The organism is Tsukamurella soli (assembly GCF_039541155.1).
Lineage (GTDB): Bacteria > Actinomycetota > Actinomycetes > Mycobacteriales > Mycobacteriaceae > Tsukamurella > Tsukamurella soli.
The window spans coordinates 36,038-58,912 of sequence record NZ_BAABFR010000005.1; the positions used below are offsets into that span (position 1 = coordinate 36,038).

Consider the following 22,875-nt stretch of genomic DNA (forward strand, 5'->3'; position numbering starts at 1 on the left):
TACCCGTTTTCGCGGTTCTCTCCGATTGCATGAGCAAGATTGCCGCCTGTCTCTCGAGCGTCGCTGCGGCGAAACTGGGAGAATCGCGAGAGCGATTGTGAAGTTGTTGTGCGGCGGCGGTGAGTGGGGTCCCGCGCATGTGTCGCGAAAAAAGATCGAGGTGTCTCGTTCTCGATAATGAACGCACGGAGGGCGAGTTCGATGCGTGCGCGAGCGCTCGACGGGCCGGGTGATGGGCGGGTCGGGAGCAGCTCACCCGGCCTCGCCGGCCAGCGCGAACCAGCCGTCCCCGGTCTGCTCGATCAGTCCGTCGACCAGCAGTGAGTCCAGGGCCCGGTCCCGCTGCCCCGGGTCCCGGTCCCACGCGACGTCGAGCGCCGCGCGGGGCACGGGACCGTCGCTGCTGCGCAGCACATCGAGCAACCTGCCACGCGCCTGCCGGTCCGTGCCCTCGAAGGCCTGCGTTCGCCTGGTGGGCCCCGCCCAGGCGGGGGAGCCGGCCGCGCGCCAAGCGCACGACCCGCGCACAGGGCACTCGTCGCACCGCGGCGACCGGGCGGTGCAGACCAGGGCGCCGAGTTCCATGAGTGCGGCGCAGAGTCGTGGGCGGCGGCGGGCGGGCACCGTGTCCAGCGCCGCCGATGCCGCGGCGAGGTCGCGCGCCACCGCCGGATTCCCGGCCTCCGCGACCCCCGAGCCGGCGCGCGCCAGAACCCGCCGCACGTTGATGTCGACCACCGGCACCGGCTGCCCGAACGCGAAGCACGCGACCGCCCGCGCCGTGTAATCGCCGATCCCGGGCAACGCCAGCAACTCGTCGACTCCGGCGGGCACCTCGCCGCCATGCCGGTCGACGATCGCCTGCGCGCACGCGTGCAGACGCATCGCCCGCCGCGGATAGCCGAGCCTGCCCCAGGCGCGCACCGCATCGCCGGGGGACGCGGCCGCGAGCGCCGCGGGGTTCGGCCACCGCGCCACCCAGGCCCGCCACACCGGCTCCACCCGCACCACGGGTGTCTGCTGCAGCATCACCTCGCTGACCAGGATCTGCCACGGGGGCACGCCCGGCCGCCGCCAGGGCAGGTCCCGTTCGGAGTCGTCGAACCAGGTCAGCACGTCCCGGCAGGCGGTGGCGTTGAGGCTGGTGGACATAGAGGGCAGTATGGACCCATGCCGAGATCAACCCCACAGGGAGCCTGGCACGCACTCGCCGAGGGTAACCGCCGCTTCGTCGCAGGCCAGTCCATCCATCCGAATCAGGGCGCTTCGGACATCGCGGACCTGGTCCGCGGACAGAACCCGACCGTGGTCCTGTTCGGCTGCGGCGACTCGCGCGTGGCCGCCGAGATCATCTTCGACCAGGGCCTCGGGGACATGTTCGTGGTCCGCACCGCGGGTCACATCCTGGACTCGGCGGTCCTCGGTTCGATCGAGTACGCGCTCGAGATCCTCAACGTGCCGCTCATCGCGATCCTCGGGCACGACAACTGCGGCGCGGTGGCGGCCACGCTCAACACGCTGGAGACCGGTGAGCTACCGCCGGGCTACATCCGCGACATCGTCGAGCGGCTCACCCCGTCCATCCTGATGGGCCGGCGTGAGGGGCTCAGCACGGTCGACGACTTCACCTGTCGGCATGTGCAGGAGACCGGCGCCATGCTCATGGAGCGGTCGCGCATCATCGCCGACCGGGTGAACGACGGGCGTGCGGCCATCGTCGGACTCACGTACGAGCTGGGCGAGGGGCGCGTGCGACTGCGCGGTGTGCTGGGCGACGTGGGCGATGCGGACGGCCTCTCGTCGGTGCAGTCGCTCGACCCCGGTCGGATCGCCTGACGGCGCGCAGCACCGACCGCCCGCATCCCGCCCGCACACCGGCCTGTCCAGCGATCCGGGCCGCCCGGTTCGCCGACACGCCGTTGCAGGTCAGCGGTGCCCGGCGCGGCTACGGTTACGGTTGAGCCGTGCTTGAACCCAACGGACCCCTGCCGCCCGAGATCTACTGGCGGCGGCGCGTGCTCGCGGCAGTGCTCGCGCTGCTGGGCGTTGCGGTGATCGTGCTGGTGATCGTGCTGTCCAGTGGCGGTGGCGGGAAGTCCACGGATGCCGCCGCGGTCGCGTCGGAGTCGGCGGCATCGACCACCGACGGCCTCCCCCCGTCGCAGGCGCCCGAGTCGGGTGCAGGCGGGGGCAATCCCGCGCAGCAGAGCGCGCAGGCGCTGCAGTCCTCGGTCTCGCGCGTCGGTGCGGCACCATCGTCGGGCGCGGCGGCATCCGGTTCGGCCGAGCCCGGGTCGCCCGGCCTGCCGACCCCGGGGGCGGTCACCGCCGGCGGCGCGTGCCCGGATACGTCGATCTCGGTGGTGGTCACGGCCGACAAGCCCACGTACACGCTGGGCGACCAGCCGGTGTTCAGCGCCACCGTCACGAACGCCGGAGCGGTGCCGTGCGTCCGGGACATCGGTACCGGGCAGCAGCAGTTGCTCGTCTACACCCTCGACGGGACGAAGCGGCTGTGGTCGAACTTCGACTGCACCTTCCAGCCGCAGATCAAGAACGAGACCCTGGGTCCCGGCCAGCAGCTGACGTACGGACTGCAGTGGGCGGGCACCACCTCGAGCCCCGGCTGCCAGACGAAGCGCGTCCCGGTTCCTCCCGGGGCCTACCAGGTGATCGCGCAGCTCGGCGAGAAGCGCAGCTCACCGGTCACGTTCAACATCGTCAAGCCGGCGGCGGACCCGAACAACTGACGCGGGCGAGAGAGCTGTCAGTCGAACCGCTCGACCGACAACTCGGCCATGTGCGACAGGCCCTCACGTACGTGCCGGGCCCACCCGTCGCCGATCCCGTCGACCACCTGCAGATCGGCGGACGATGCGGCGAGCAGGGTCTGCAGGTTCCCGAAAGACGCCACCAACGAGTCGATCTGGTCGGCGGACACGCGGGGGATGGCGCTGAGCAGGCGATAGCCGCGCGGCGACACCGCGAGGTCCTGCGCCTCCACCGTGGTGGGGTAGCCGAGCGCGCCCGCGACCACCATCGGGCTGAGTAGGTCCGCGTCCGAGAGGGATTCGATGCGGCGCAGCGCGGTCGCGACGTCGTCGGGCGCCACCCCGCCCGCCGACGTGACCGGGAGGTAATCGCGCACAACAGGTTCCCGGATCGCCGGGCTGTCGCCGAGCAGGTCCTCGAGCTGCAGGGCGATCTGTCGGCCCGAGGTGCCGAGCTCGATCACGTACTGCTCGATCTCGACCGATGTCCGGCGCACCAGCTCCAGTCGCTGCATCACGTGCGTGACCTCCCGGAGGGTGACGTAGTCCTCGATCTCGGCCCGCGAGAGGTGTCCGGCCGCCTCGTCGAGCCGCTGCGCGTACCGCTCGAGGGTGGCGACGGCGAGGTTGGCGCGGGAGAGGATCGGCTCGACGTCGTCGACCAGGTGTCGCATCCCGCCCACGTACGCGCGGACGATCGACATCGACGCGCTGACCGAGATCACCGGGTACCCGGTCTGGATCGCGGTCCGCTCGGCGGACCGGTGCCGCGTGCCGGACTCCTCGGTGGGGATCGACGCGTCGGGCATCAGTTGTACGTTGGCCCGCACGATCCGCGTGCCGTCGGTGGAGAGGACCACCGCGCCGTCCATCTTGGCCAGCTCGCGCAGCCGCGTGGGCGCGAACTCCACGTCGAGGTGGAAGCCACCGTCACAGATCCGCTCGACCTCGGCGTCGTACCCCAGCAGTACGAGCGCGCCCGTCCGGCCACGCAGGATCCGCTCGATCCCGTCCCGCAGCCCGGTGCCCGGCGCTACGCGCGAGATGGTGGCGCGCAAGTGCGCGTCCCCGCCGAACGGGCCCGCGGAGAGGGGAGTGACCTGCATAACGGACACACTATCGGTGCTCGTCGGCGGCCCGAGACCCAGGCCCGGGCCTCAGCCCCGGTCGCCACCCACCCGGTCGAGCCCGGCCAGCTTCACCGCGTCGCGCAGTGTGGACGCCGCCAGCAGGCGCATACCAGCGATCTTCGGCGGATCCGGGGTGACCGGCACGATGGCCGTCGAGAAGCCCAGCCGCTGTGCCTCGGCGACGCGGCGCGCGAGCCCCGTCACCCTGCGCAGCTCGCCCGCGAGCCCCACCTCACCGAGCACCACGGTGCGGTCGGGCAGCGGGCAGTCGTGCTTCGCGGAGACCACTGCCAGCGCGAGCGCGAGGTCGGCGGCCGGCTCCGTGATCCGCATGCCGCCGACGGTGGCTGCGTATACGTCCTGCTCGTGCAGCCGCACGTAGGCGAACCGGGACACCACCGCCAGCACCATCGCGACGCGCGCCGAGTCGAGACCGGACACCGCGCGGCGCGGCGAAGGGAGGCTGGACTTGTCGACCAGGGCCTGCAGCTCGCCCAGCATGGGCCGCTTACCGTCGAGTCCGACGGTGACGGCGGTCCCGGCCGCGGCATGGTCGCGGTGGTGCAGGAACAGGCCGGACGGGTCGGTGACCTCGGCGATGCCGTCCTCGCGCTGCTCGAAGCAGCCCACCTCGTCGGCCGCGCCGAACCGGTTCTTGACGCCGCGCACCATACGCAGCGTGGAGTGCTTGTCGCCCTCGAAGCTCAGGACCACGTCGACGAGGTGCTCGAGCGACCGCGGGCCGGCCACGGCACCGTCTTTGGTGACGTGTCCGACCAGCAGCACTGCCACGCCGGACGCCTTCGCGAGGGAGGTCAGCGTGGCGGTGATGGCCCGCACCTGCGTGACGCCGCCGTGTACGCCGTCGACGCCCGAGGCCGACATGGTCTGCACCGAATCGACCACCAGCAGAGAGGGTTTCACCGCGTCCACGTGCCCCAGTACCGTACCCAGGTCGGACTCGGCGGCGAGGTAGAGGTGATCGGAGACGGCGTTCGTGCGCTCGGCGCGGAGACGCACCTGGCCGGCGGACTCCTCGCCGGTCACGTACAGGGCGCGGCCACGGCCGGACTCGGCCCAGCGCCGGGTCACTTCGAGCAGCAGCGTCGACTTGCCGACCCCGGGCTCGCCGGCCAGCAGGATCACCGAACCGGGGACGATGCCGCCGCCGAGGACGCGGTCGAGCTCCCCGATGCCGACGGACAGCGCGCGGGTGGTGTTGGGATCGATCTGCGAGATCGGCAGCGCGGGTGACGTGGGCAGCGTCAGGGACGCCGCGGCCGAGCCGCCGATGCTCGCGCCGGAGCCGGCTATGCGGGCCGGGGCCACCTCCTGAATCGTCGACCACGCACCGCACGACGGGCACCTACCGACCCACTTGGGGACGGAGTGCCCGCAGTCGGTGCAGCGGTAGACGGTCTTGGCGCGGGTGATCGGTAGTCCTGGTCTGCTAGCAGAGCCTCGGGGTCAGCTGCCGCTGCCGCTGTCGGAGCCGGCCTCCTGCGGGCCGGAACTCGCGCCGGCGTCGATCGGCACGGGCAGGGTGACCGAGCCCGACTTGGCGAACGTGAACGTCAGGTCGGTGGTGAGACCCGGCCGCAGCGGCCCGGTGAGCGGCAGGCTCACCTTGAGGCGGTCGATGTCACTGTCGAGCGTGCCGATGGGGGCCGAGCCCAGCAGCGCCTTGCCGGGCTTGATCGTCGTGTCGCCGCTGATCGACGCCTGGCCGCCGCCGGCCGTCGTGATCGACTGCAGGGTGTCGGAGGCGATCGGATCCTGGTCGGTGATCACGAAGGCGATCTTCGCCTGATCGTTGACCGCCGGATACAGGATGTGGACATCGCGCAGGGCGATGTGCCCGAGATCGCCGGAGGCGCCGTTGACCGCGGAGACCTGATCGGCGGTCTGCGAGATCTGGCCGGAGCCGCAGGCACTCAGCGACATCATCGCGCCGGCCGCGACAGTGGCCGCCGCGACGCCGGTGACGATCCGCCGGGACGTGGCCACACGTGGGGCGTGCGCGGCGATCGAGCGCGCCGACATGTGCCGACTGCGATCCGTTGCTGACACCGTTCCTCCAGTTCCGCCGCAGATGGGCTGGTCCCGCTTCACTGTCACTAGGCAGCGTAGTAGGTGGGGGGCCCGTGCGGGACGACCGGGCCGCGGAAAACTTCGGCGCGGTCTCGCATATGTGCCTGATCGGCGTCCGGTAGACCGCTGTGAACTCGCACTCCACGGCGTGCCGGATCACCGAATCGGCGGATTGTCAAGCCCTGAAAAGGTCCAGGTGGGGGTCTGACCTGCGACGTTGCTGGAGCCCCGGTAATAGCCACGTGTTAAGCTGGTCTCATCGAAAGGGGCAAGGATCTTATGATTTTCAAGGTCGGAGACACCGTTGTGTACCCCCACCACGGTGCCGCACTGATCGAAGCTATCGAAATCAAGACCGTCGGCGGGCGGGAACGCGAGTATCTGGTTCTCAAGGTCGCTCAGGGCGATCTCACCGTGAAGGTCCCCGCAGAGAACGCCGAGGTGGTCGGAGTCCGCGACGTTGTCGGCCAGGAGGGCCTCGACCGCGTGTTCCAGGTCCTCCGCGCGCCCCACACGGAGGAGCCGACCAACTGGTCGCGTCGCTACAAGGCGAACCTGGAGAAGCTGGCGTCGGGTGACGTCAACAAGGTGGCCGAGGTCGTTCGTGACCTGTGGCGCCGGGAGCAGGACCGCGGCCTGTCCGCGGGCGAGAAGCGGATGCTGACCAAGGCTCGACAGATCCTGGTCGGTGAGCTGGCGCTGGCGGAGTCCACGGACGACGTGCGCGCCGAGACGATTCTCGACGAGGCGCTCGCGCAGGCGTCCTGACCTTCGTCGACAACAGGTATCGCGTGAGCGTGATCGCCCTGGTCCCGGCAGCGGGCCAGGGCGTTCGTCTGGGTGGGGGCTGTCCGAAGGCATTCGTCGAGCTGGCCGGCCGCACCCTGCTGGAGCGCTCGGTGACGGGCCTGCTCGCCTCCGGCGTGGTGGACACCGTCGTCGTGATGGTGCCCGCAGACCTGCTGGCCGAGGCGCGGCGGGTGGTACCGGGTGCCCTGGTGGTCGCGGGGGGTGCCGAGCGGACCGACTCCGTGCGCCGCGGCCTGGCCGCGGCCGGCTGCGCAGCCGACGACCTGGTCCTGGTGCACGACGCCGCGCGTCCGCTGACCCCCGTCACCGTCGTCGCGCGCGTCGTGGATGCGCTCCGCGCCGGAGCACCCGCGGTGGTCCCCGCGCTGCCCGTGACCGACACCGTCAAGCAGGTCGACGGGGACGTCGTGACCGGCACCGTCGACCGCGCGCAGCTGCGTGCGGTGCAGACCCCGCAGGGCTTCGTCGCCCGCGTGCTGCTGAACGCCTATACCGCCGCCGACGGGATCGCCACCGACGACGCCGGGCTGGTCGAACGAGCCGGCGGCACCGTCACCGTCGTGCCCGGGGATCCCCGGGCACTCAAGATCACGACGCCCTTCGACCTAGCGGTCGCCGAGGCGCTGTGCCGGGAGGTCTGATGAGCGCACCGATCCTGCCGCGCGTGGGCATCGGCACCGACGTGCACCCGATCGCGCCGGGGCGGCCGTGCTGGATGCTCGGGCTGCTGTTCGACGGTGACGGGTGCGAGGGGCACTCCGACGGCGACGTCGCCGTGCACGCCCTGTGCGACGCCCTGCTGTCCGCCGCGGGATTGGGCGACCTCGGCACGGTGTTCGGCACCGGTCGGCCCGAGGTGGCCGGAATCACGGGTGCGCAGATGCTGACCGAGGTGCGGGACTTGTTGTCCGACAACGGCTTCGTGGTGGGGAACGCCGCCGTGCAGATGATCGGCAACCGGCCCAAGGTGGGGCCGCGGCGCACTGAGGCGGAGGCTGTGCTCGGCGGGCTCCTGGGCGCGCCGGTGTCGGTGTCCGCGACCACCACGGACGGACTCGGCCTCACGGGCCGCGGCGAGGGCGTGGCCGCCGTCGCGACGGCCCTGGTGTACCGGGACCCTCGGGGGGCTCCGCCCCCCGGGCACCCCCCGGAGTTCATCGGTTCGTCGGGCGCGCGGGGGCAGTCCGAACTGCCCGTAGAATAGCCAGCCGTGACGCTACGGTTGTTCGATTCCCTGACGCGCGAGGTCCGTGACTTCGTGCCCCTTGTCGAGGGCAAGGCGGGTATCTACCTCTGTGGCGCCACCGTGCAGGGCGTCCCGCACATCGGGCACATCCGCAGCGGGGTGGCGTTCGACGTGTTGCGACGGTGGCTGTCCGCGAACGGTTTCGACGTGGCCTTCGTGCGAAACGTGACCGACATCGACGACAAGATCCTGCGCAAGTCCGCCGAGGCCGGTCGGCCCTGGTGGGAGTGGGCCGCCACGCACGAACGCGAGTTCACCCGCGCCTACGATGCCCTGGGCGTGCTGCCGCCGTCCGCCGAGCCCCGCGCCACCGGGTTCATCACCCAGATGGTGACGTACATGGAGCGCATGATCGAGCGGGGGCACGCGTACGCCGCCGACGGGGATGTGTATTTCTCCGTACGTTCGCTTCCCGGCTACGGCGAGCTGTCGCGGCAGAAGGTCGACGACGTGCAGCAGGGCGAATCCCTCGGTGAGGGGAAGCGGGACCCGCTCGACTTCACACTGTGGAAGGCCGCGAAGCCGGGCGAGCCCGCATGGCCGTCACCGTGGGGTCCGGGCCGGCCGGGCTGGCACCTGGAGTGCTCGGCGATGGCCGCGTCGTACCTCGGTGCCGAGTTCGACATCCATTGCGGCGGAATGGATTTGATATTTCCGCATCACGAGAACGAGATAGCCCAGGCACACGGTGCGGGCGACCCGTTCGCGCGCTACTGGCTGCACAACGGCTGGGTCACCATGTCGGGCGAGAAGATGAGCAAGTCGCTCGGCAACGTGGTCTCGATCCCCGTCCTGCTGCAACGCTTCCGGGCCGTCGAGCTGCGCTACTACCTGGGGTCGGCGCACTACCGGTCGATGCAGGAGTACTCCGCCGGTGCGCTGGAGGAGGCCGTCACGGCCTACGGGCGGATCGAATCGTTCGTGGAGCGGGTCGCGGAGCGCGCCGAGGTGTCGGTGGGGCGGTGGACCCCCGGCTTCGCGGAGGCGCTCGACGACGACCTCGCCGTGCCCCGCGCCCTCGCTGAGGTGCATGCGGCGGTCCGCGCGGGTAATACTGCGCTCGAGGCGGGCGACGTCGACGGTGCCGTCGCACACGCGTCGGCGGTGCGGGCGATGACCGCGGTGCTGGGCGTGGATCCCCTCGACCCGCACTGGGCGGACCTGTCGGGGCACGACTCCTCGGCGGTGGACGCGCTCGACGTGCTCGTACGCGCCGAGCTGGACCGGCGTCAGGCGGCGCGCGCCGAGAAGAACTGGGCGGAGGCGGACGCCTCGCGCGACCGCCTCAAGGCCGCGGGCATCGAGGTGACCGACGGTGCCGACGGTTCGACCTGGCGGCTCGCCGCTACCGATCATTCGAGTTAGGGGCAGGACATGGCCGGAAACTCCCAGCGGCGCGGCGCGATCCGCAAGGCGGGTACCAAGAAGGGGCAGGTCGTGGGTTCGGGCGGCGTACGCCGCCGCGGACTCGAGGGGCGGGGCGCGACGCCGCCCGCGCACATGCGGCCGAACCACCCGCAGTACAAGAAGGCGAGGGCCGAGGCCCGGTCGGGTGGCCAGGGCGGACGGCAGGGCCGGGGGACCGGGCCGCGGGCCGGGCGCGTCGGCGACGACGGTCCCGAGTACGTGCTCGGTCGTAACCCCGTCGTCGAGTGCCTGCGCGCGGGGGTCCCGGCGACGGCGCTGTACGTCGCCGTCGGCGCACAGAACGACGAGCGGCTCACCGAATCGGTCACGACGGCCGCCGACCGCGGGATCTCGATCCTCGAGGTGCAGCGCGCCGAGCTGGACCGGATGAGCGAGAACGGACTGCACCAGGGCATCGCGCTGCAGGTGCCGCCGTACGAGTACGCCCACCCGGACGACCTGCTCACCCGTGCCCGCGAGCGTGGCGAGCAGCCGTTGATCGTGGCACTCGACAACATCACCGACCCGCGCAACCTGGGCGCCGTGATCCGGTCGACCGCGGCCTTCGGCGGCCACGGCGTGGTGATCCCCGGCCGGCGGACCGCGTCCGTCACCGCTGTCGCGTGGCGTACGTCGGCGGGCGCCGCGGCCCGGCTCCCCGTCGCGCAGGCCGCCAACCTCAACCGCGCGCTCGCCGATTACGCGGCGGCCGGACTGCAGATCGTGGGGCTCGACGCCGGCGGCGACGTCCTGCTCGACGACTACGACGCGACCACGGGCACCGTCGTCGTGGTCGGGTCCGAGGGCAAGGGCCTGTCGCGCCTCGTCCGTGAGACCTGCGACTCGATCCTGTCGATCCCGATCGCGTCGTCGGTGGAGTCGCTCAACGCGTCCGTCGCGGCCGGCGTCGTGCTGGCCGACTTCGCCCGGCAGCGCCGCCGGTAGCCCTGGAGGCGCCGTGGCATCACCGCACACTCCGGAGGGCGACGCGCTGGCCGAGCGCCGGGTCGCCCGTCGCAGGGCTCTGCTCGACGCGGGCGTCGGGCTGCTGGGTGCGCCGGACGGGCCGGCCGTCAACGTCCGCAGCGTGTGCCGCTCGACGAGCATCACCGAGCGCTACTTCTATGAGACCTTCGGCAGCCGGGACGAATACGTGCGCGCCGTGTACCACGACGTGAGCGAGCAGGCGCGCGCCGCGCTGGCCGGCACCGTCGCCGCCCATGGCGGCGAGACCGCCGATCTGGCCCGTGCCGCGGTCGACGCCTTCGTGGGCCTGATGATCGAGCGCCCGGAGCGGGGCCGCGTGCTGCTACTGGCGCCGTACCGGGACGGGGCGCTGTCGGCGCTCGGACTGGGCCATATGCCCGACTTCTTCGCGCTCGTCGAGGCGACCCTTCCCCGCGGGGGCCCGCCGCAGGAGCGCGCGCTGACTGCGGTCGAGCTGGTCGGCGCCCTCACGGCCCTGTTCACCCAGTTCCTGACCGACGGACTGCCGGTGGGACGCGACGCGCTGGTGGGGCATTGCGTGGCGATGCTGACCGCGGCGGCCGAGCGGGTCGCGGGCTGAGCGTTCACGAGGTCAGGCGAACGGCACGACCCGCCCGCCCGCGCCCTCGATCACCCGGCGGAGGCGGCGCGCGACGGTGACGGCGTCGGGGGTGTCGCCGTGCACGCACACGGACTCGGGCGCCAGAGCGACCTCGGTACCGTCGATCGCCTGGACGGTGCCGTCCACCAGCATCCGCAGGACGCGAGCCGCGATCTCGTCGGGATCGTGGAGTACCGCGCCCGGCTGCGAGCGGGGGACGAGCGCACCGTCGGGCGTGTACGCACGGTCGGCGAACGCCTCGGCGACGGGCCGCAGTCCCGCGTCGGCGGCGACGGCGAGGAACACCGAGCCCGGCAGCCCGAGGGCCGGCAGTTCCGGCGCGCACGCCCGCATCCCCTCGACCACCGCCTCCGCCTGCCGGCGGTGAGTGACGATGGCGTTGTACAGCGCGCCGTGCGGCTTGACGTACGACACGGAGCCGCCCACGCTGCGGGCGAGCGCCTGCAGCGCCCCGATCTGATAGATCACGTCGGCGACCAGGTCCGCGTACGGCACGTCGATGAAGCGGCGGCCGAACCCGCGCAGATCGGCGTACCCGACCTGGGCGCCGATCCGCACCCCGGAGGCGACCGCCGTGGCGCACGTCGCCCGGAGCGTGGTGGGGTCGCCCGCGTGGAACCCGCACGCGATGTTGGCTGAGCTGACCACGGACAGCAGGCCGTCGTCGTCGCCCAGCGTCCAGGCACCGTAGGACTCCCCGCAGTCGGCGTTGAGGTCGATCCGCACGCCCTCAACGGTAGCCGTCAGTGGACGTGCTCCGGGGCGCGCACCACCGCGACCTCGGTCGGCGCGCCGCGGCGCCCGCCCGACCGGTACCGCCCGATCAGCCGACACCCCAGGTAGATCCCGAACGAGATGGTGGTGACGAACACCGACACCGGCAGCGCGGGCGCGAGCGACAGCACGATCCCGCCCAGCGCGGACGTCAGCGCGAACACCAGCGACAGAATCGTGGCCCGGGCCGGTGAGCTGGTCACATGCGACGCGGCCGCGCCCGGCGTGATCAGCAGTGACATCACCAGCAGCGCCCCGACGATCTGCACACCCTGCGCGGCTGCGGCGCCGACCAGCATCGCGAACAGGACCGTCAGGAACCGCACCGGCACGCCGTGCGCGGCGGCGACCTCCGGGTCCGTCGACAGGAACAGGAGCGGCCGGTACACCACGGCCAGCACCGCGAGCACCACACCGGTGGTGATCGCCATCAGCGTCACGCCGTGCAGCCCGACGGCGACCACCTGTCCGGTGAGCAGTGAGAATGCCGTGCCCTGCCGCCCGGGATACAGCGTCAGGAACAGCACCGACAGGCCCATACCGAACGCCAGCACCACGCCGATCACCGAGTCGCGCTGCCGGGCGTACACACCGAGCAGCCCGAACACAGCGCCCGCGAGGATCGAGCCGAGCAGCGCACCGGCGCCGACGTCGAAGCCCACCAGGAGCGCGAATGCGGCGCCGGTCAGCGACAGCTCGGAGGTGCCGTGCACGCTGAACGCCATCTGCCGGGACACAACGAGCGGCCCCAGCACGCCGGCGAGGACGCCGAGCAGCCCGGCCGCCAGCAGCGCCTGCTGTACGAAACCCTGCTGCAGCAGCTCCCAGGTGAGGCTGAGGTCGAACATCGAACGCAGGTGATCCATCTAGTCCTTCACCTCCTATTCGCCGCCGACGACCACGAGCCGGCCCCGCACGGTCACCACGTCCACGGGAGCCTGATACAGCCGGGACAGCACCTCCGAGGTCATCACCTCGCGGGTCGGGCCGATGCGGAACCGGCCGTCCACCAGGTAGAGCACGCGGTCGCAGTACGGAAGGATCGGGTTGATCTCGTGCGACACGAACAGCACGGCGGTGTCGAACTCGCGCCTTCGTCGCTCGATCAGCGACACCGCGAGTTGCTGGTTGCCGGGGTCGAGTGAGAGCAGCGGCTCATCGCACAGCAGTACCTTCGGGTCGGCTGCCAGGGCCTGCGCGACGCGCAGACGCTGCTGCTCGCCGCCGCTCAACGTGCCGACCGGGGCGTCCGCGAATGCGGTGGCACCCACCTGTCCGAGCGCGGTCTCCACCGCGACGCGCCGCTCGCGGCGGCCGCGCCAGCCGACGCCCCACCGGGCACCGTCGTACCCCAGGCCGACCAGGTCGCGGCCTCGCAGTGGCACGGACCGGTCCAGCGAGCGCTGCTGCGGGATGTACCCGACCCCGCCGCCGACCTCGACGGTGCCGTCGGACAGCGCCGCCTGCCCCAGAAGTACGCGCAACAGGGACGTCTTGCCTGCGCCGTTGGGTCCCAGGATCGCGATGAACTCGCCGGGGTCGACGCCGAGGGTCAGATGGGACCACAGCGTCCGGTCGCCGAAGCCGAGCGCGGCGTCGGTGAGCCGGACGACGGGGCCCGACGTCACCGAGCGGCCTGCGGGGCGACGGCCGTCGACAGGGCCGATACGATCCCGCGCTGCCACGCGACATAATCGGTCACGCCGGCGGGCAGGGTCTCGGTCACGGGCACGACGGGGACCTTCGCGGTCTCGGCCGACTGCTTGAGCGCGTTGGTCACAGAGTCTTCGGTCTGCACGTTGAGGACCAGCGCGCGCACCTTTCCATCCGTGATGAGCGCGGTGGTGGCGGCGATGTCGGCGGGCGCCGGGTCGGAGCCCTCCTCGATCGCGTGCGTGAACCGCGCCGGTGTGGCATCGGTCAGGCCGGCCAGGATGAGCAGGTAGTCGGCGACCGGCTCGGTGGTGGCGACGTCCGCCCCGTCCGCCTTGGTGGCGAGCACCTCGGCCTGCGCGATGACGTCATCGACGCCGGCGTCGAACTGCTGCGCGCGGCGGGTGTAGTCGGCACGGTGCGCCGCGTCCTCCTCGCCCAGCTGTCCGGCGACGAGGTCGGCCACCCGCTTCATGGTCGGTAGGTCGTAGAAGACGTGTTCATTGACGTCGGGCTTGTCGTCGGTGCCGAACTTGATCTTGAACGCATCGACGGACCGGACGGACGTCCCGTGCAGTGCCGAGTCGATGTAGGAGTCGTAGTGGCCGCCGTTGTAGACAACCAGTGTCGCTCTCTTCACGGCGAGGGTGTCCTGCGCGCTGGCCTCGAACTCGTGCGGGTCGCCCGTCGGATTGGTGAACAACGATCGCACGTCGGCGGCGTCCCCGGCCACCGCGCGTGCGATGGCGCCGTACACGTCCGTCGACGTGACGACCAACGGCTTGCCGCCCGGGGGCGCGCTGCCGGCCGAGGCTGCGCCGGCACCGTCGGACTCCGAGCCGCACGCGGCGAGCAGGCCCGCGAGGGCGACGGTGGCGGCGACGAACGCCTGCGTGCGGGGGGTGCGGCGCATGGGCGCCTCCGTTCTGTGAGCGAAATGATAACCGTTACCAAAATGCTATCGGTTTCCGTCAAAACAGTCGAATCGGGTGGTGAGCCCCTGTCGCGGTTGGGCGGGCGAAGGCTGGGTCGTTCGCCGGAAGAATTATGTAGTTACGAAGCCGACGTAATGGCATTGTGGCATTTCGGCCCGTTTGTGCGCAGGGGGCGTGTGATCTGCGCCATAGTGCTTTGTTTCGGCGACTATGGAAATGGTGGAAATTGCACGTCGGTCATACGTTGAGCAGGGTTCAGGCTTTCCCGAAGAGTGCTTGATTGAATTAAACTTGGTCGCAGTTAGCCATCCACCCGATCCCCTGACCTGCGGAGCGGCAGTGTGGGGCGGCGGCTGGGATTCTCGATAGCAAAGGGGAAGCTGTGGTCACCACAATTGTCGGGCGAACGGCGAATCGCGCGCAGACGGAATACGACCGATCGATCAACGCCGAATTCGTCGACCGCTTCACGGGTCTTCGCTGTGTGGTTGCGGCGCCGAATGCCCGGCCGGAGGTATGGCACGACTACGTCGACGGGGTTCGCGCGGCCTACCGCTCGTGGGGTGTGGACGACGCGTTCGACTTCGCCGAGGTCGCTACCGGCCGGTCGACCACGTTGTTCTGCGCAGTGCTCGACGACGCGGGCGAGGTGGTTGCGGGGCATCGGGTGCAGGGACCGTACATCGCCGCGGCACAGTCGCACGCGCTCGTCGAATGGGCCGGGCAATCGGGCCAGCGGGCGCTCGTCGACGCGATCGAGGATCGTCTCGCCGGCGGGCTGGTCGAAGTGAAGTCGGCATTCGTGTCGTACAAGGGCCGCGAGGCGTCGGCGGTCGCGAATCTGCTGTCGCGCGTCAGCCTGAGCCTGATGGGCCTCACGGGCAGTCGCCACATGATGGCGACCGCCGCCGAGCACGTGCTCCGGCGCTGGGAGGAGGGCGGTGGCCGCGTCGACTGGACCGTCCCGCCCACCCCGTACCCGGATCCGCGGTACACAACCAGGGTCATGTTCTGGGACTGGAACCGGATGGCGGCTGACGCGTCCGCTGACCTGTGGCCGACCATGGTCACAGAGTACGAGGCGCTCGGCGGCGGACTGTGGGCGGGATCACTTCCACTGCCACAGGTTTCGGCGTCCGAGTTCGTGAGGATTGCGGACTGAGGATTCATGTAGGTGTCGCGGGGAATGAAGCCCACGGCTAGACTAACGACGTTACGGGTGGCTCCTGGGGCGCCTGAGATCGCACGGCGCGGATCGCCTCGCGCGGGCTGGATCGGTATGGGTATCAGAGAGAATCGGATGGAGCACATGATCGTTCCGCGCATCGCGGACAGCGCGACCTGAGCGTCATGGGCATGCGCATCGATCAGCGGACCGGGGCGCTGCTGGCCAGCACCGTGGGGGCCATCCCTCTGCTCGTTTTCGGGATCGTCTCACCCGCTTCCGTCCAACCGGGCGGGCTCTACTGGCTAGGCGGCATCTGGGCCTACACGGTCCTGTCGGCGACGATCGCGGTGGTTCGTCGTCCGATCGGTGACCGCCCCTTCGCTCTGCTGAGCGTGGGCGGCATGATCGGCATCGGTATCTCGGCGTGCCTGATGACCGCCCCCGGGACGGGCCACGCGATCCTGAGTCTGATCGCGGCGATCCCGGCAATGGCGGCCATGGCGTCCCGGATGCTGGAGGTCGCCGGCTTCGTCTTCGCCGCGGTACTGATCGCCGTCGTGTGCTCGATCGTGATGGCCGCCAACGCCGGGGATGCCCTGATCGGTACCGGCGCGACCGTCATGGCGGTAGTCGTGCCGACATCGATCGTGGTCGGCCTCCGAAGATCGCTGGAACGGGCAGTCGCGGAGAAGGCGAGGGTGAGTGAGACGGACCCCCTCACCGGCACGCTCAACCGGCGCGGGCTCAACGCGCACGTGGAGTCGCTGATCGCCCGTGCCGCAGCCGGCGAGGTGGGCATCGGCTTCCTTACGGCGGATGTGGACCACTTCAAGCGGGTCAACGACCAGTTCGGCCACTCGAGGGGCGACGAGATCCTGGTCGAGACCGCAAGCGCGATCCGGCGGGCGTGCCGCGAGGGCACGCTGCTGGCCAGGTTCGGCGGGGAGGAGTTCGTTGCGATGTTCCCCGCCGGGGATCCGGACGAGGTCACCGTCGTGAGCAACCGGGTGCGGCTCGCCGTGGAGCGCGAGACCGACGTGACCATCAGCGTCGGGGCGGTGTACTGCCCGATCGCCGTGATCGAGGCGCCGGCCGTGGACGGCGCGTGGAACGCCACGGGCTTGACGGACCGGCTCATCCGGGAGGCCGACAGGTACCTCTACCAGGCGAAGGAGGGCGGGCGGAACAGGGTGCGCAACGGCGCCTCCGAGGAGCTCCGATTCGTCGTGCTCCGGGCGCGTTCGATTCCGCGGTACCGCAAAGGGGGGTCGCATAGTCGCGCGTCACTCGATGACGTCGGAGCGGTCAGTCACCTGGCCGACGAACAGACCGGCTGAGGAGGCTCGATGTCCATCGGGAACGGCGTGCGCGTTCTAGCGGCCCACGAGGAGGCGCGAGTCGCGGCGCTGTGCGCGGACGAGGGATACTCGCTGGTCGACGGATGGTCGTCGGCGGAGACGGACCTCCTCGCGCTGGCGGCACTTCCGGTGCCGCCGGCAGGCCTCGGTGATCAGGGCAGCGGACTCGACTGGGCGTCCGACGGTCGGTTCGTGATCTTGGAATGGCGGCGGACGATCGTGCGGGTCCCGCGCGGTGAGCTGTTCCACGTCCTGCGGACCGCCCGCAACCGGCACCTCATCGACGATGTCGAGCAGGCTGCGTGGGGCGGCGCGAAGATCGGGGTCGCGGGCCTGAGTGTCGGTTCGTCCGCCCTGATCGCGTGCGCCCTCACCGGGGCACGGGACTTCCGGATCGCGGACGCCGACGAGATCGCCGTGACCAACCTGAACCGGGTCGCGGCTTCCGTGGTCGATATCGGGCTGCCGAAGATCGAATCCGCTCGGCGCAGGGTGCTGGAACTCGATCCGTACGCGGCGGTCGAGACCTTCGCCGGCGGTTACACCCCCGATATGGCGTCCCGGTTCCTGGTGGGGCTGTCGGTGGTCATCGAGGAGACCGATGACATCGCGGCGAAGCTCGACATCCGGGTGCGGGCGCGGGCGGCTCGGATCCCGGTCGTCATGGCGACCGACCTCGGCGACGGGCTGATCGTCGACGTCGAACGGTTCGACCTCGATCCGGACTACCCGCTGCTGCACGGGCGCGGTGAGCCGCTGCTCGGCGGGGATATGACGGATCCCGCCTGGCGGGCGCGGGCCGCCGTCGCCCTGGTCGGGGACGCGGCGCCGCCGCGCATGATCGGAGCAGTCGGCGAGCTGGGGCGCAGCATCACGTCGTGGCCCCAGCTCGGTAGCACGGCGGCCCAGGCCGGCGCGCTGGCAGCGGCCGCCGCCCGGTACGTGGTGACCGGGCGGCCGCTGGCCTCGGGCCGTTATCGCGTCGGCGTCGAGGAGATGTTCGGCGAGCAGGCCCTCGACCCGGCGATCTGACTGCCGTGGGTCAGCGCACGGTATGCGGCATGATCGCGTTCGCCGGGATCTGCCCGAACCGGCCCGACTGGTAGTCCTCGAGAGCCTGGACCAGCTCGGCGCGGGTGTTCATCACGAACGGGCCGTACGCGGCGACGGGCTCGCGGATCGGACGCCCGCCCAGCAGCAGCACCTCGAGCGCCGCGCGGTTCGAGTCCTGGCCCTCGTCGGCCCGCACGGTGATCCGGTCGCCGGGACCGAACACGGCGAGCTGACCCTGGTGGATCGGGTGCGCGACGGGCCCGACGGTGCCGCGTCCGCTCAGCACGTACACCAGCGCGTTGTGTTCGCGTGCCCACGGCACGTCCAGCTCGGCCCCGGGGGCGACGGTGGCGTGCGCCATCGTGATCGGCGTGCGGGTGGCACCCGGCCCGGCGTGACCGTCGAGCTCGCCGGCGACGATCCGGACGAGCGCGCCCCCGTCGGTGCTGGACACGAGGGTCGCCTGTCCACCGTCGATCGACTGGTAGGCCGGGGTGGCGAACTTCTCGGACTTCGGCAGGTTCACCCACAACTGCAGTCCGTGGAACAGGCCGCCGGACTCGACGAGCTCGGCGGGGGGCGTCTCGATGTGCAGGATGCCGGAGCCGGCGGTCATCCACTGGGTGGCACCGTCCTCGATGAGGCCGCCGCCGCCGTGGCTGTCCTGGTGGGCGAACCGGCCGTCGATCATGTAGGTCACGGTCTCGAAGCCGCGGTGCGGGTGCCAGTCGGTGCCCTTCGGCTCACCGGGCTGGTAGTCGACCTCGCCCATCTGGTCCATGTGGACGAACGGGTCGAGGTCGCGCGCGGACACGCCGGCGAACGCGCGGACCACGGGGAAGCCGAGGCCCTCGTGGCCGCGGGGGCCGGTGGTCACGGAGCGCACGGGGCGCTGGGTCTGATCGGCCTGGTACGGCGCGATGCGGGGGAGTGTCAGGGTGTCTGCGGTGACGGCGGGCATGTCGTCCTCCTCGGGAGGGATCGGCTGATGCTGACGACACTATAACCGGACTGTAGTCCGCTTCATTCCCTTCCCAACATGTGCACCCTTCCGTCGGCCGTTTCTCAACATGTGCACCCTTCCGTCGGGCCCGATGTCGACGAAAAGGTGCACATGTTTGAGCGGTGAGGTCGACGAAACGGTGCACATGTTTGAGGGGGTCGACGGGGCCTCGCGCGGCTGACACCTGCGTAATGTCGGGCGAGTGCGACGGAGACTCGGTCTGGCCCTCAGCGACGACGGAACCGAACTGTTCTATGTCGACCACCCGTCCGGCGCGGGCGCGTGCGGTCCCGGCGGCAAGCCCACCCTCCTCCTCGTCCACGGGTGGGCCGAGGCGTCGCGGTCGTGGGGCCCCGGGTTCGTCGCGGCGCTGACCGCGTCCGGTCATCGCGTGGTCGCGCTCGACCTACGCGGGCACGGCTATTCGTCGGTGCCCGACCCCGTCGACGCGGGTGCATTCGGCTCCGACCGGTGGGCGGCCGACCTCGCGGCGGTGCGTTCCGCGGCGGCGATCGAGGGGCCGGTGATCCTGGTCGGCTGGTCGTACGGCGGCCTGGTGATCGCCGACCACCTCGCCGAGCGCGGCACCGACGGCGTCGCGGGCGTCGTCCTGATCGGGGCGATCACGTCGATCGGCGGCGGCGCGGACGGACCCTTCCCCGGCGGCGTGGTCGGCGAGTCGATGGTGGCCGCCCTACCCGACGCCCTCTCCGCGAAGCCGGGGAAGGCCGCCACCGGCCTCGGCCGGCTGCGCATGATGCCCGCCGACCCCGCGTTCGGCACCGTCATCCAACAGCAGTTCGGGATGGCGCTCGCGACTCCGCCGCACGTACGGGGCGGGCTGTTCCGGCGTACCGTCGACCACGACGGTGACCTGGCCACCTGGCACTTCCCGGTGCTGATCCAGCACGGCACCGACGACGCCGTCGTGTCACCGTCGGTCGCCGAGCATCATGCCGCCGTGCTTCCCGACGCCACCGTGTCCTGGTGGGACGGTGGCGGGCACGCCCCGTTCGCCGAGGATCCACGGCGGTGCGCGGGCGAGTTGGCCGTCTTCGCCGACGGTGTCGGGCTCGCCGCGATACAGGTCCCCGCGGACCACGATTAGAGTGGGGGCCGTGTCATACGTCCGCATCGACTCGCCACGCCGTATCCGCACGCCGCGCCGGGTCGCCGTGCTGTCGGTGCACACGTCCCCGCTGGCGCAGCCGGGTACCGGCGACGCGGGCGGCATGAACGTCTACGTGTGGCAGACCTCGCTGGAACTGGCCCGGCGCGGTGTCGAGGTCGAGATCTTCACGCGCGCAACGGCATCGTCGGACGAGCCGGTGGTGGACGCCGCGCCCGGCGTGCGGGTGCGCAACGTCGTGGCGGGGCCGTTCGAGGGGCTCGACAAGCGCGATCTGCCCGCGCAGCTGTGTTCGTTCGCGGCCGGCGTGCTGCGCGCCGAGGCCCGTCAGGAGCCGGGCTACTTCGACCTGATCCACTCGCATTACTGGCTGTCCGGCCAGGTGGGCTGGCTCGCGCGGGACCGGTGGGGAGTGCCGCTGGTGCACACCGCCCACACGCTCGCCGCCGTGAAGAACTCCGCGCTCGCCGTGGGGGACACGGCCGAGCCGCCGGCGCGGGTGATCGGCGAGCAGCAGGTGTCCGACGAGGCCGACCGGCTGATCGTGAACACCGACGTGGAGGCCCGGCAACTCGAGCGGCTGCACGGCGTGGCCCGCGGTCGTATCGACGTGGTGCACCCCGGGGCCGACCTGCGCCGCTACACCCCCGGCTCACGTTCGGCCGCGCGCGCCGCGTTGGGGCTGGCAGACGACGAGGTGGTGCTCACCTTCGTGGGCCGGATCCAGCCGCTGAAGGCCCCCGACCTGCTACTTCGCGCCGCGGCACCGCTCATCGCCGCGCACCCGGAGCGGCGGATCCGAGTGCTCGTGGTGGGCGGCCCGTCGGGGTCCGGCTTGGACCGACCCGACGCGCTGATCGGCCTGGCGCGCGACCTCGGCATCACCGACTCCGTGACCTTCCTCCCGCCGCGGGCCCCCGACGATCTGGTACAGGTGTACCGGGCGTCGGACCTCGTGGTGGTACCCAGCTACAACGAGTCGTTCGGGCTGGTGGCGGTGGAGGCGCAGGCGGCCGGCACGCCCGTGCTGGCCGCGGACGTGGGCGGCCTGTCGGTCGCGGTGGCAGACGGTGTCTCGGGTCGCCTCGTGCAGGGGCACGACGACGCCGCCTGGACGGCCGCCCTGGCCGACCTCACCGCCGATCGGAACCTGCGGGATCGGCTCGCCGCCGGCGCCGCGGCACACGCGGCGCGGTTCTCGTGGGCCGGCACCGTCGACGGGCTGCTCGCCGGCTACGAGGCAGCCGCCCGGCAGAGCGGGAGTGGCCTCTACCTGCGGTCACGGTCGACGGGGCCCGCGCGGCGCGGCCCCGCGCGGTCGCTGTCACTCGACCCGACGCCCGACGAGCTGTCACTCGCGGCGGGCGGTCGGCGATGAGCGCCGAGGACCTCGCCGGGCGGATCGAGCAGGCCCTGGCGGAGCGGCAGATCGACTTCACCCGCAAAGAGGAGTCCGGACGGGACTCGGCGCACTTCGTCGTCGAGCTCCCCGGCGAGAAGAAGCTGAAGACCGTGGCGCTGCTGTCCGTGGGCGAGCACGGCGTGCGGGTGGAGGCGTTCGTGTGCCGCCACGCCGACGAGAATCACGAGGGCGTGTACCGATACCTGTTGCGCCGCAACCGTCGTCTGTACGGCGTCGCATACACGCTGGACGACGCCGGCGACATCTACTTGACCGGCCGGTTCGCGGTCGAGACGTTCGACGACGCCGAGCTCGACCGTGTCCTGGGGCAGGTGCTCGAGGCCGCCGACGCCGACTTCAACGTCCTGCTGGAGCTGGGCTTCTCGGAGTCGATCCGTCGGGAGTTCGACTGGCGTGTCGCCCGCGGCGAGTCGCTCGCCAACCTCGTGCCGTTCCAGCACCTGCTGCCGGAGTTCCCGCAGGACTGAGGGGCGGCGCGCGGATTGCGCGGAGCCTCACCGCTGGGTGCGCCGGGTTACCTAGGATCAGCAGCATGGAAGTCGTGATCCGTCGCACCCCCGAAGAAGTCGCCGCAACCGCCGCTGGGATCGTCGCCGACTACGTCCGGTCTGGACCCAGCGTGCTGGGACTCGCGACAGGTTCGACGCCGCTCGCCACCTACGCCGATCTGATCCGCCGCCACCGCGACGAGGACCTCAGCTTCGCGCAGGCGGTCTCGTTCAACCTCGACGAGTACGTCGGCCTCCCGGCCGCGCACCCCGAGAGCTATCGCTCGGTGATCCGGCGGGAGTTCACCTCGCACGTCGACCTTCCCGACGCCGACGTGCACGGTCCCGACGGCAACGCCGAGGACGTGTTCGCAGAGGCGAAGCGGTACGAGGCGGCGATCGACGCCGCCGGCGGCGTCGACGTGCAGCTGCTGGGGATCGGTACGGACGGCCACATCGGATTCAACGAGCCCGGCTCGTCGCTCGCGTCGCTCACGCGGATCAAGACGCTCACCGAGCAGACCCGCGAGGACAACGCCAGGTTCTTCGAGTCCATCGACGAGGTGCCGATCCATGTGCTCACGCAGGGGCTCGGCACCATCTCGCGCGCGCGGCACCTGCTGCTGCTCGCGACCGGGGCCGGCAAGGCCGAGGCCGTCCAGGCCGCCGTCGAGGGGCCCGTCACGGCCTTCTGCCCTGCCTCGGTGCTCCAGCTGCACCCGCACGTCACCGTCGTCGTCGACGATGCCGCCGCCGGTCGGCTGCGGCTGGCCGACTACTACCGGTACGTGCTCGCGAACAAGCCCACCGGACAGGGTTTTTAAACA

At 71.2% G+C, this 22,875-nt stretch carries 23 protein-coding genes and 1 pseudogene; 15 read left to right on the forward strand and 9 right to left on the reverse strand.

The window, feature by feature from the left end; translation table 11 throughout:
* Nucleotides 1-252 precede the first annotated feature (252 nt).
* On the reverse strand, nucleotides 253-1,152 hold the full coding sequence (locus tag ABD908_RS02640) for an HhH-GPD family protein (RefSeq protein WP_344990464.1): 900 nt from the start codon (nucleotides 1,150-1,152) through the stop codon (nucleotides 253-255).
* Between the two features lie 18 nt (nucleotides 1,153-1,170).
* Between ABD908_RS02640 and ABD908_RS02645 the strand changes: the two genes are divergently transcribed.
* The gene (locus ABD908_RS02645; RefSeq protein WP_344990466.1) at nucleotides 1,171-1,836 is read left to right on the forward strand and encodes a carbonic anhydrase; all 666 of its coding nucleotides are present in this window, start codon (nucleotides 1,171-1,173) and stop codon (nucleotides 1,834-1,836) included.
* Nucleotides 1,837-1,964: 128 nt separating this feature from the next.
* Nucleotides 1,965-2,750, forward strand: coding sequence for a hypothetical protein (locus tag ABD908_RS02650; RefSeq protein ID WP_344990468.1), 786 nt, complete (start codon nucleotides 1,965-1,967; stop codon nucleotides 2,748-2,750).
* A 17-nt stretch (nucleotides 2,751-2,767) separates the two neighbouring features.
* Here the strand turns inward: ABD908_RS02650 and disA are convergent, their stop codons facing one another.
* Genes disA through ABD908_RS02665 form a run of 3 tightly spaced genes read right to left on the reverse strand, consistent with a single transcriptional unit; the run spans nucleotide 2,768 to nucleotide 5,971 of the window.
* Nucleotides 2,768-3,877 (reverse strand): DNA integrity scanning diadenylate cyclase DisA, encoded by a 1,110-nt coding sequence (gene disA, locus ABD908_RS02655; protein ID WP_344990470.1) that lies wholly within the window; start codon nucleotides 3,875-3,877, stop codon nucleotides 2,768-2,770.
* Between the two features lie 51 nt (nucleotides 3,878-3,928).
* Nucleotides 3,929-5,335 (reverse strand): DNA repair protein RadA, encoded by a 1,407-nt coding sequence (gene radA, locus ABD908_RS02660; protein WP_344990623.1) that lies wholly within the window; start codon nucleotides 5,333-5,335, stop codon nucleotides 3,929-3,931.
* A gap of 33 nt (nucleotides 5,336-5,368) precedes the next feature.
* Nucleotides 5,369-5,971 (reverse strand): copper chaperone PCu(A)C domain-containing protein, encoded by a 603-nt coding sequence (locus ABD908_RS02665; protein WP_344990472.1) that lies wholly within the window; start codon nucleotides 5,969-5,971, stop codon nucleotides 5,369-5,371.
* A gap of 300 nt (nucleotides 5,972-6,271) precedes the next feature.
* On the opposite strand from ABD908_RS02665, the gene ABD908_RS02670 reads away from it, so the two are divergent.
* From ABD908_RS02670 to ABD908_RS02695, 6 genes and pseudogenes are all read left to right on the forward strand, one after another.
* Nucleotides 6,272-6,760, forward strand: coding sequence for a CarD family transcriptional regulator (locus tag ABD908_RS02670; RefSeq protein ID WP_344990474.1), 489 nt, complete (start codon nucleotides 6,272-6,274; stop codon nucleotides 6,758-6,760).
* A gap of 23 nt (nucleotides 6,761-6,783) precedes the next feature.
* The gene (gene ispD / locus ABD908_RS02675; protein WP_344990476.1) at nucleotides 6,784-7,443 is read left to right on the forward strand and encodes a 2-C-methyl-D-erythritol 4-phosphate cytidylyltransferase; all 660 of its coding nucleotides are present in this window, start codon (nucleotides 6,784-6,786) and stop codon (nucleotides 7,441-7,443) included.
* Nucleotides 7,444-7,457: 14 nt separating this feature from the next.
* Nucleotides 7,458-7,910 (forward strand): annotated as a pseudogene (gene ispF / locus ABD908_RS02680) (2-C-methyl-D-erythritol 2,4-cyclodiphosphate synthase); the annotation flags it as partial.
* 102 nt (nucleotides 7,911-8,012) lie between these two features.
* Complete coding sequence (gene cysS / locus ABD908_RS02685) at nucleotides 8,013-9,413, forward strand: cysteine--tRNA ligase (protein ID WP_344990481.1); 1,401 nt, start codon at nucleotides 8,013-8,015, stop codon at nucleotides 9,411-9,413.
* A 9-nt stretch (nucleotides 9,414-9,422) separates the two neighbouring features.
* The gene (rlmB, locus tag ABD908_RS02690) at nucleotides 9,423-10,400 is read left to right on the forward strand and encodes a 23S rRNA (guanosine(2251)-2'-O)-methyltransferase RlmB (RefSeq protein WP_344990483.1); all 978 of its coding nucleotides are present in this window, start codon (nucleotides 9,423-9,425) and stop codon (nucleotides 10,398-10,400) included.
* A 13-nt stretch (nucleotides 10,401-10,413) separates the two neighbouring features.
* Nucleotides 10,414-11,022 (forward strand): TetR/AcrR family transcriptional regulator, encoded by a 609-nt coding sequence (locus ABD908_RS02695; protein WP_344990484.1) that lies wholly within the window; start codon nucleotides 10,414-10,416, stop codon nucleotides 11,020-11,022.
* A 12-nt stretch (nucleotides 11,023-11,034) separates the two neighbouring features.
* Here the strand turns inward: ABD908_RS02695 and ABD908_RS02700 are convergent, their stop codons facing one another.
* The 4 genes from ABD908_RS02700 to ABD908_RS02715 are packed head-to-tail and all read right to left on the reverse strand — an operon-like array spanning nucleotide 11,035 to nucleotide 14,404.
* The gene (locus tag ABD908_RS02700; protein ID WP_344990485.1) at nucleotides 11,035-11,790 is read right to left on the reverse strand and encodes a LamB/YcsF family protein; all 756 of its coding nucleotides are present in this window, start codon (nucleotides 11,788-11,790) and stop codon (nucleotides 11,035-11,037) included.
* Nucleotides 11,791-11,807: 17 nt separating this feature from the next.
* Entirely contained in the window at nucleotides 11,808-12,704 is an 897-nt protein-coding gene (locus ABD908_RS02705; protein ID WP_344990487.1) for a metal ABC transporter permease, read from the reverse strand.
* 15 nt (nucleotides 12,705-12,719) lie between these two features.
* Nucleotides 12,720-13,466 carry a metal ABC transporter ATP-binding protein gene (locus ABD908_RS02710; RefSeq protein ID WP_344990489.1) on the reverse strand — a complete coding sequence of 249 codons (747 nt, stop codon included), beginning with the start codon at nucleotides 13,464-13,466 and terminating at the stop codon, nucleotides 12,720-12,722.
* Entirely contained in the window at nucleotides 13,463-14,404 is a 942-nt protein-coding gene (locus ABD908_RS02715) for a metal ABC transporter solute-binding protein, Zn/Mn family (protein WP_344990491.1), read from the reverse strand. Before ABD908_RS02715 ends, ABD908_RS02710 begins: the two co-directional genes overlap by 4 nt.
* A gap of 404 nt (nucleotides 14,405-14,808) precedes the next feature.
* On the opposite strand from ABD908_RS02715, the gene ABD908_RS02720 reads away from it, so the two are divergent.
* The 3 genes from ABD908_RS02720 (at nucleotide 14,809) to ABD908_RS02730 (ending at nucleotide 17,984) form a co-directional block, all read left to right on the forward strand.
* Complete coding sequence (locus ABD908_RS02720) at nucleotides 14,809-15,588, forward strand: hypothetical protein (RefSeq protein WP_344990494.1); 780 nt, start codon at nucleotides 14,809-14,811, stop codon at nucleotides 15,586-15,588.
* 194 nt (nucleotides 15,589-15,782) lie between these two features.
* A complete protein-coding gene (locus ABD908_RS02725; RefSeq protein ID WP_344990496.1) occupies nucleotides 15,783-16,931 on the forward strand; it encodes a GGDEF domain-containing protein in 1,149 nt (382 codons plus the stop codon).
* Between the two features lie 9 nt (nucleotides 16,932-16,940).
* Nucleotides 16,941-17,984, forward strand: coding sequence for a ThiF family adenylyltransferase (locus tag ABD908_RS02730; RefSeq protein WP_344990499.1), 1,044 nt, complete (start codon nucleotides 16,941-16,943; stop codon nucleotides 17,982-17,984).
* Between the two features lie 10 nt (nucleotides 17,985-17,994).
* Here the strand turns inward: ABD908_RS02730 and ABD908_RS02735 are convergent, their stop codons facing one another.
* Entirely contained in the window at nucleotides 17,995-18,966 is a 972-nt protein-coding gene (locus ABD908_RS02735; protein WP_344990501.1) for a pirin family protein, read from the reverse strand.
* A 244-nt stretch (nucleotides 18,967-19,210) separates the two neighbouring features.
* On the opposite strand from ABD908_RS02735, the gene ABD908_RS02740 reads away from it, so the two are divergent.
* The 4 genes from ABD908_RS02740 to nagB all read left to right on the forward strand — a co-directional run bounded on the left by ABD908_RS02740 (nucleotide 19,211) and on the right by nagB (nucleotide 22,872).
* Nucleotides 19,211-20,116, forward strand: coding sequence for an alpha/beta fold hydrolase (locus ABD908_RS02740; protein ID WP_344990503.1), 906 nt, complete (start codon nucleotides 19,211-19,213; stop codon nucleotides 20,114-20,116).
* Between the two features lie 25 nt (nucleotides 20,117-20,141).
* On the forward strand, nucleotides 20,142-21,515 hold the full coding sequence (gene mshA / locus ABD908_RS02745; RefSeq protein WP_385924507.1) for a D-inositol-3-phosphate glycosyltransferase: 1,374 nt from the start codon (nucleotides 20,142-20,144) through the stop codon (nucleotides 21,513-21,515).
* The gene (locus tag ABD908_RS02750) at nucleotides 21,512-22,027 is read left to right on the forward strand and encodes a type III secretion system chaperone family protein (protein ID WP_344990508.1); all 516 of its coding nucleotides are present in this window, start codon (nucleotides 21,512-21,514) and stop codon (nucleotides 22,025-22,027) included. Before mshA ends, ABD908_RS02750 begins: the two co-directional genes overlap by 4 nt.
* A gap of 65 nt (nucleotides 22,028-22,092) precedes the next feature.
* Nucleotides 22,093-22,872 carry a glucosamine-6-phosphate deaminase gene (nagB, locus tag ABD908_RS02755; RefSeq protein ID WP_344990510.1) on the forward strand — a complete coding sequence of 260 codons (780 nt, stop codon included), beginning with the start codon at nucleotides 22,093-22,095 and terminating at the stop codon, nucleotides 22,870-22,872.
* The last annotated feature ends 3 nt before the right edge of the window (nucleotides 22,873-22,875 follow it).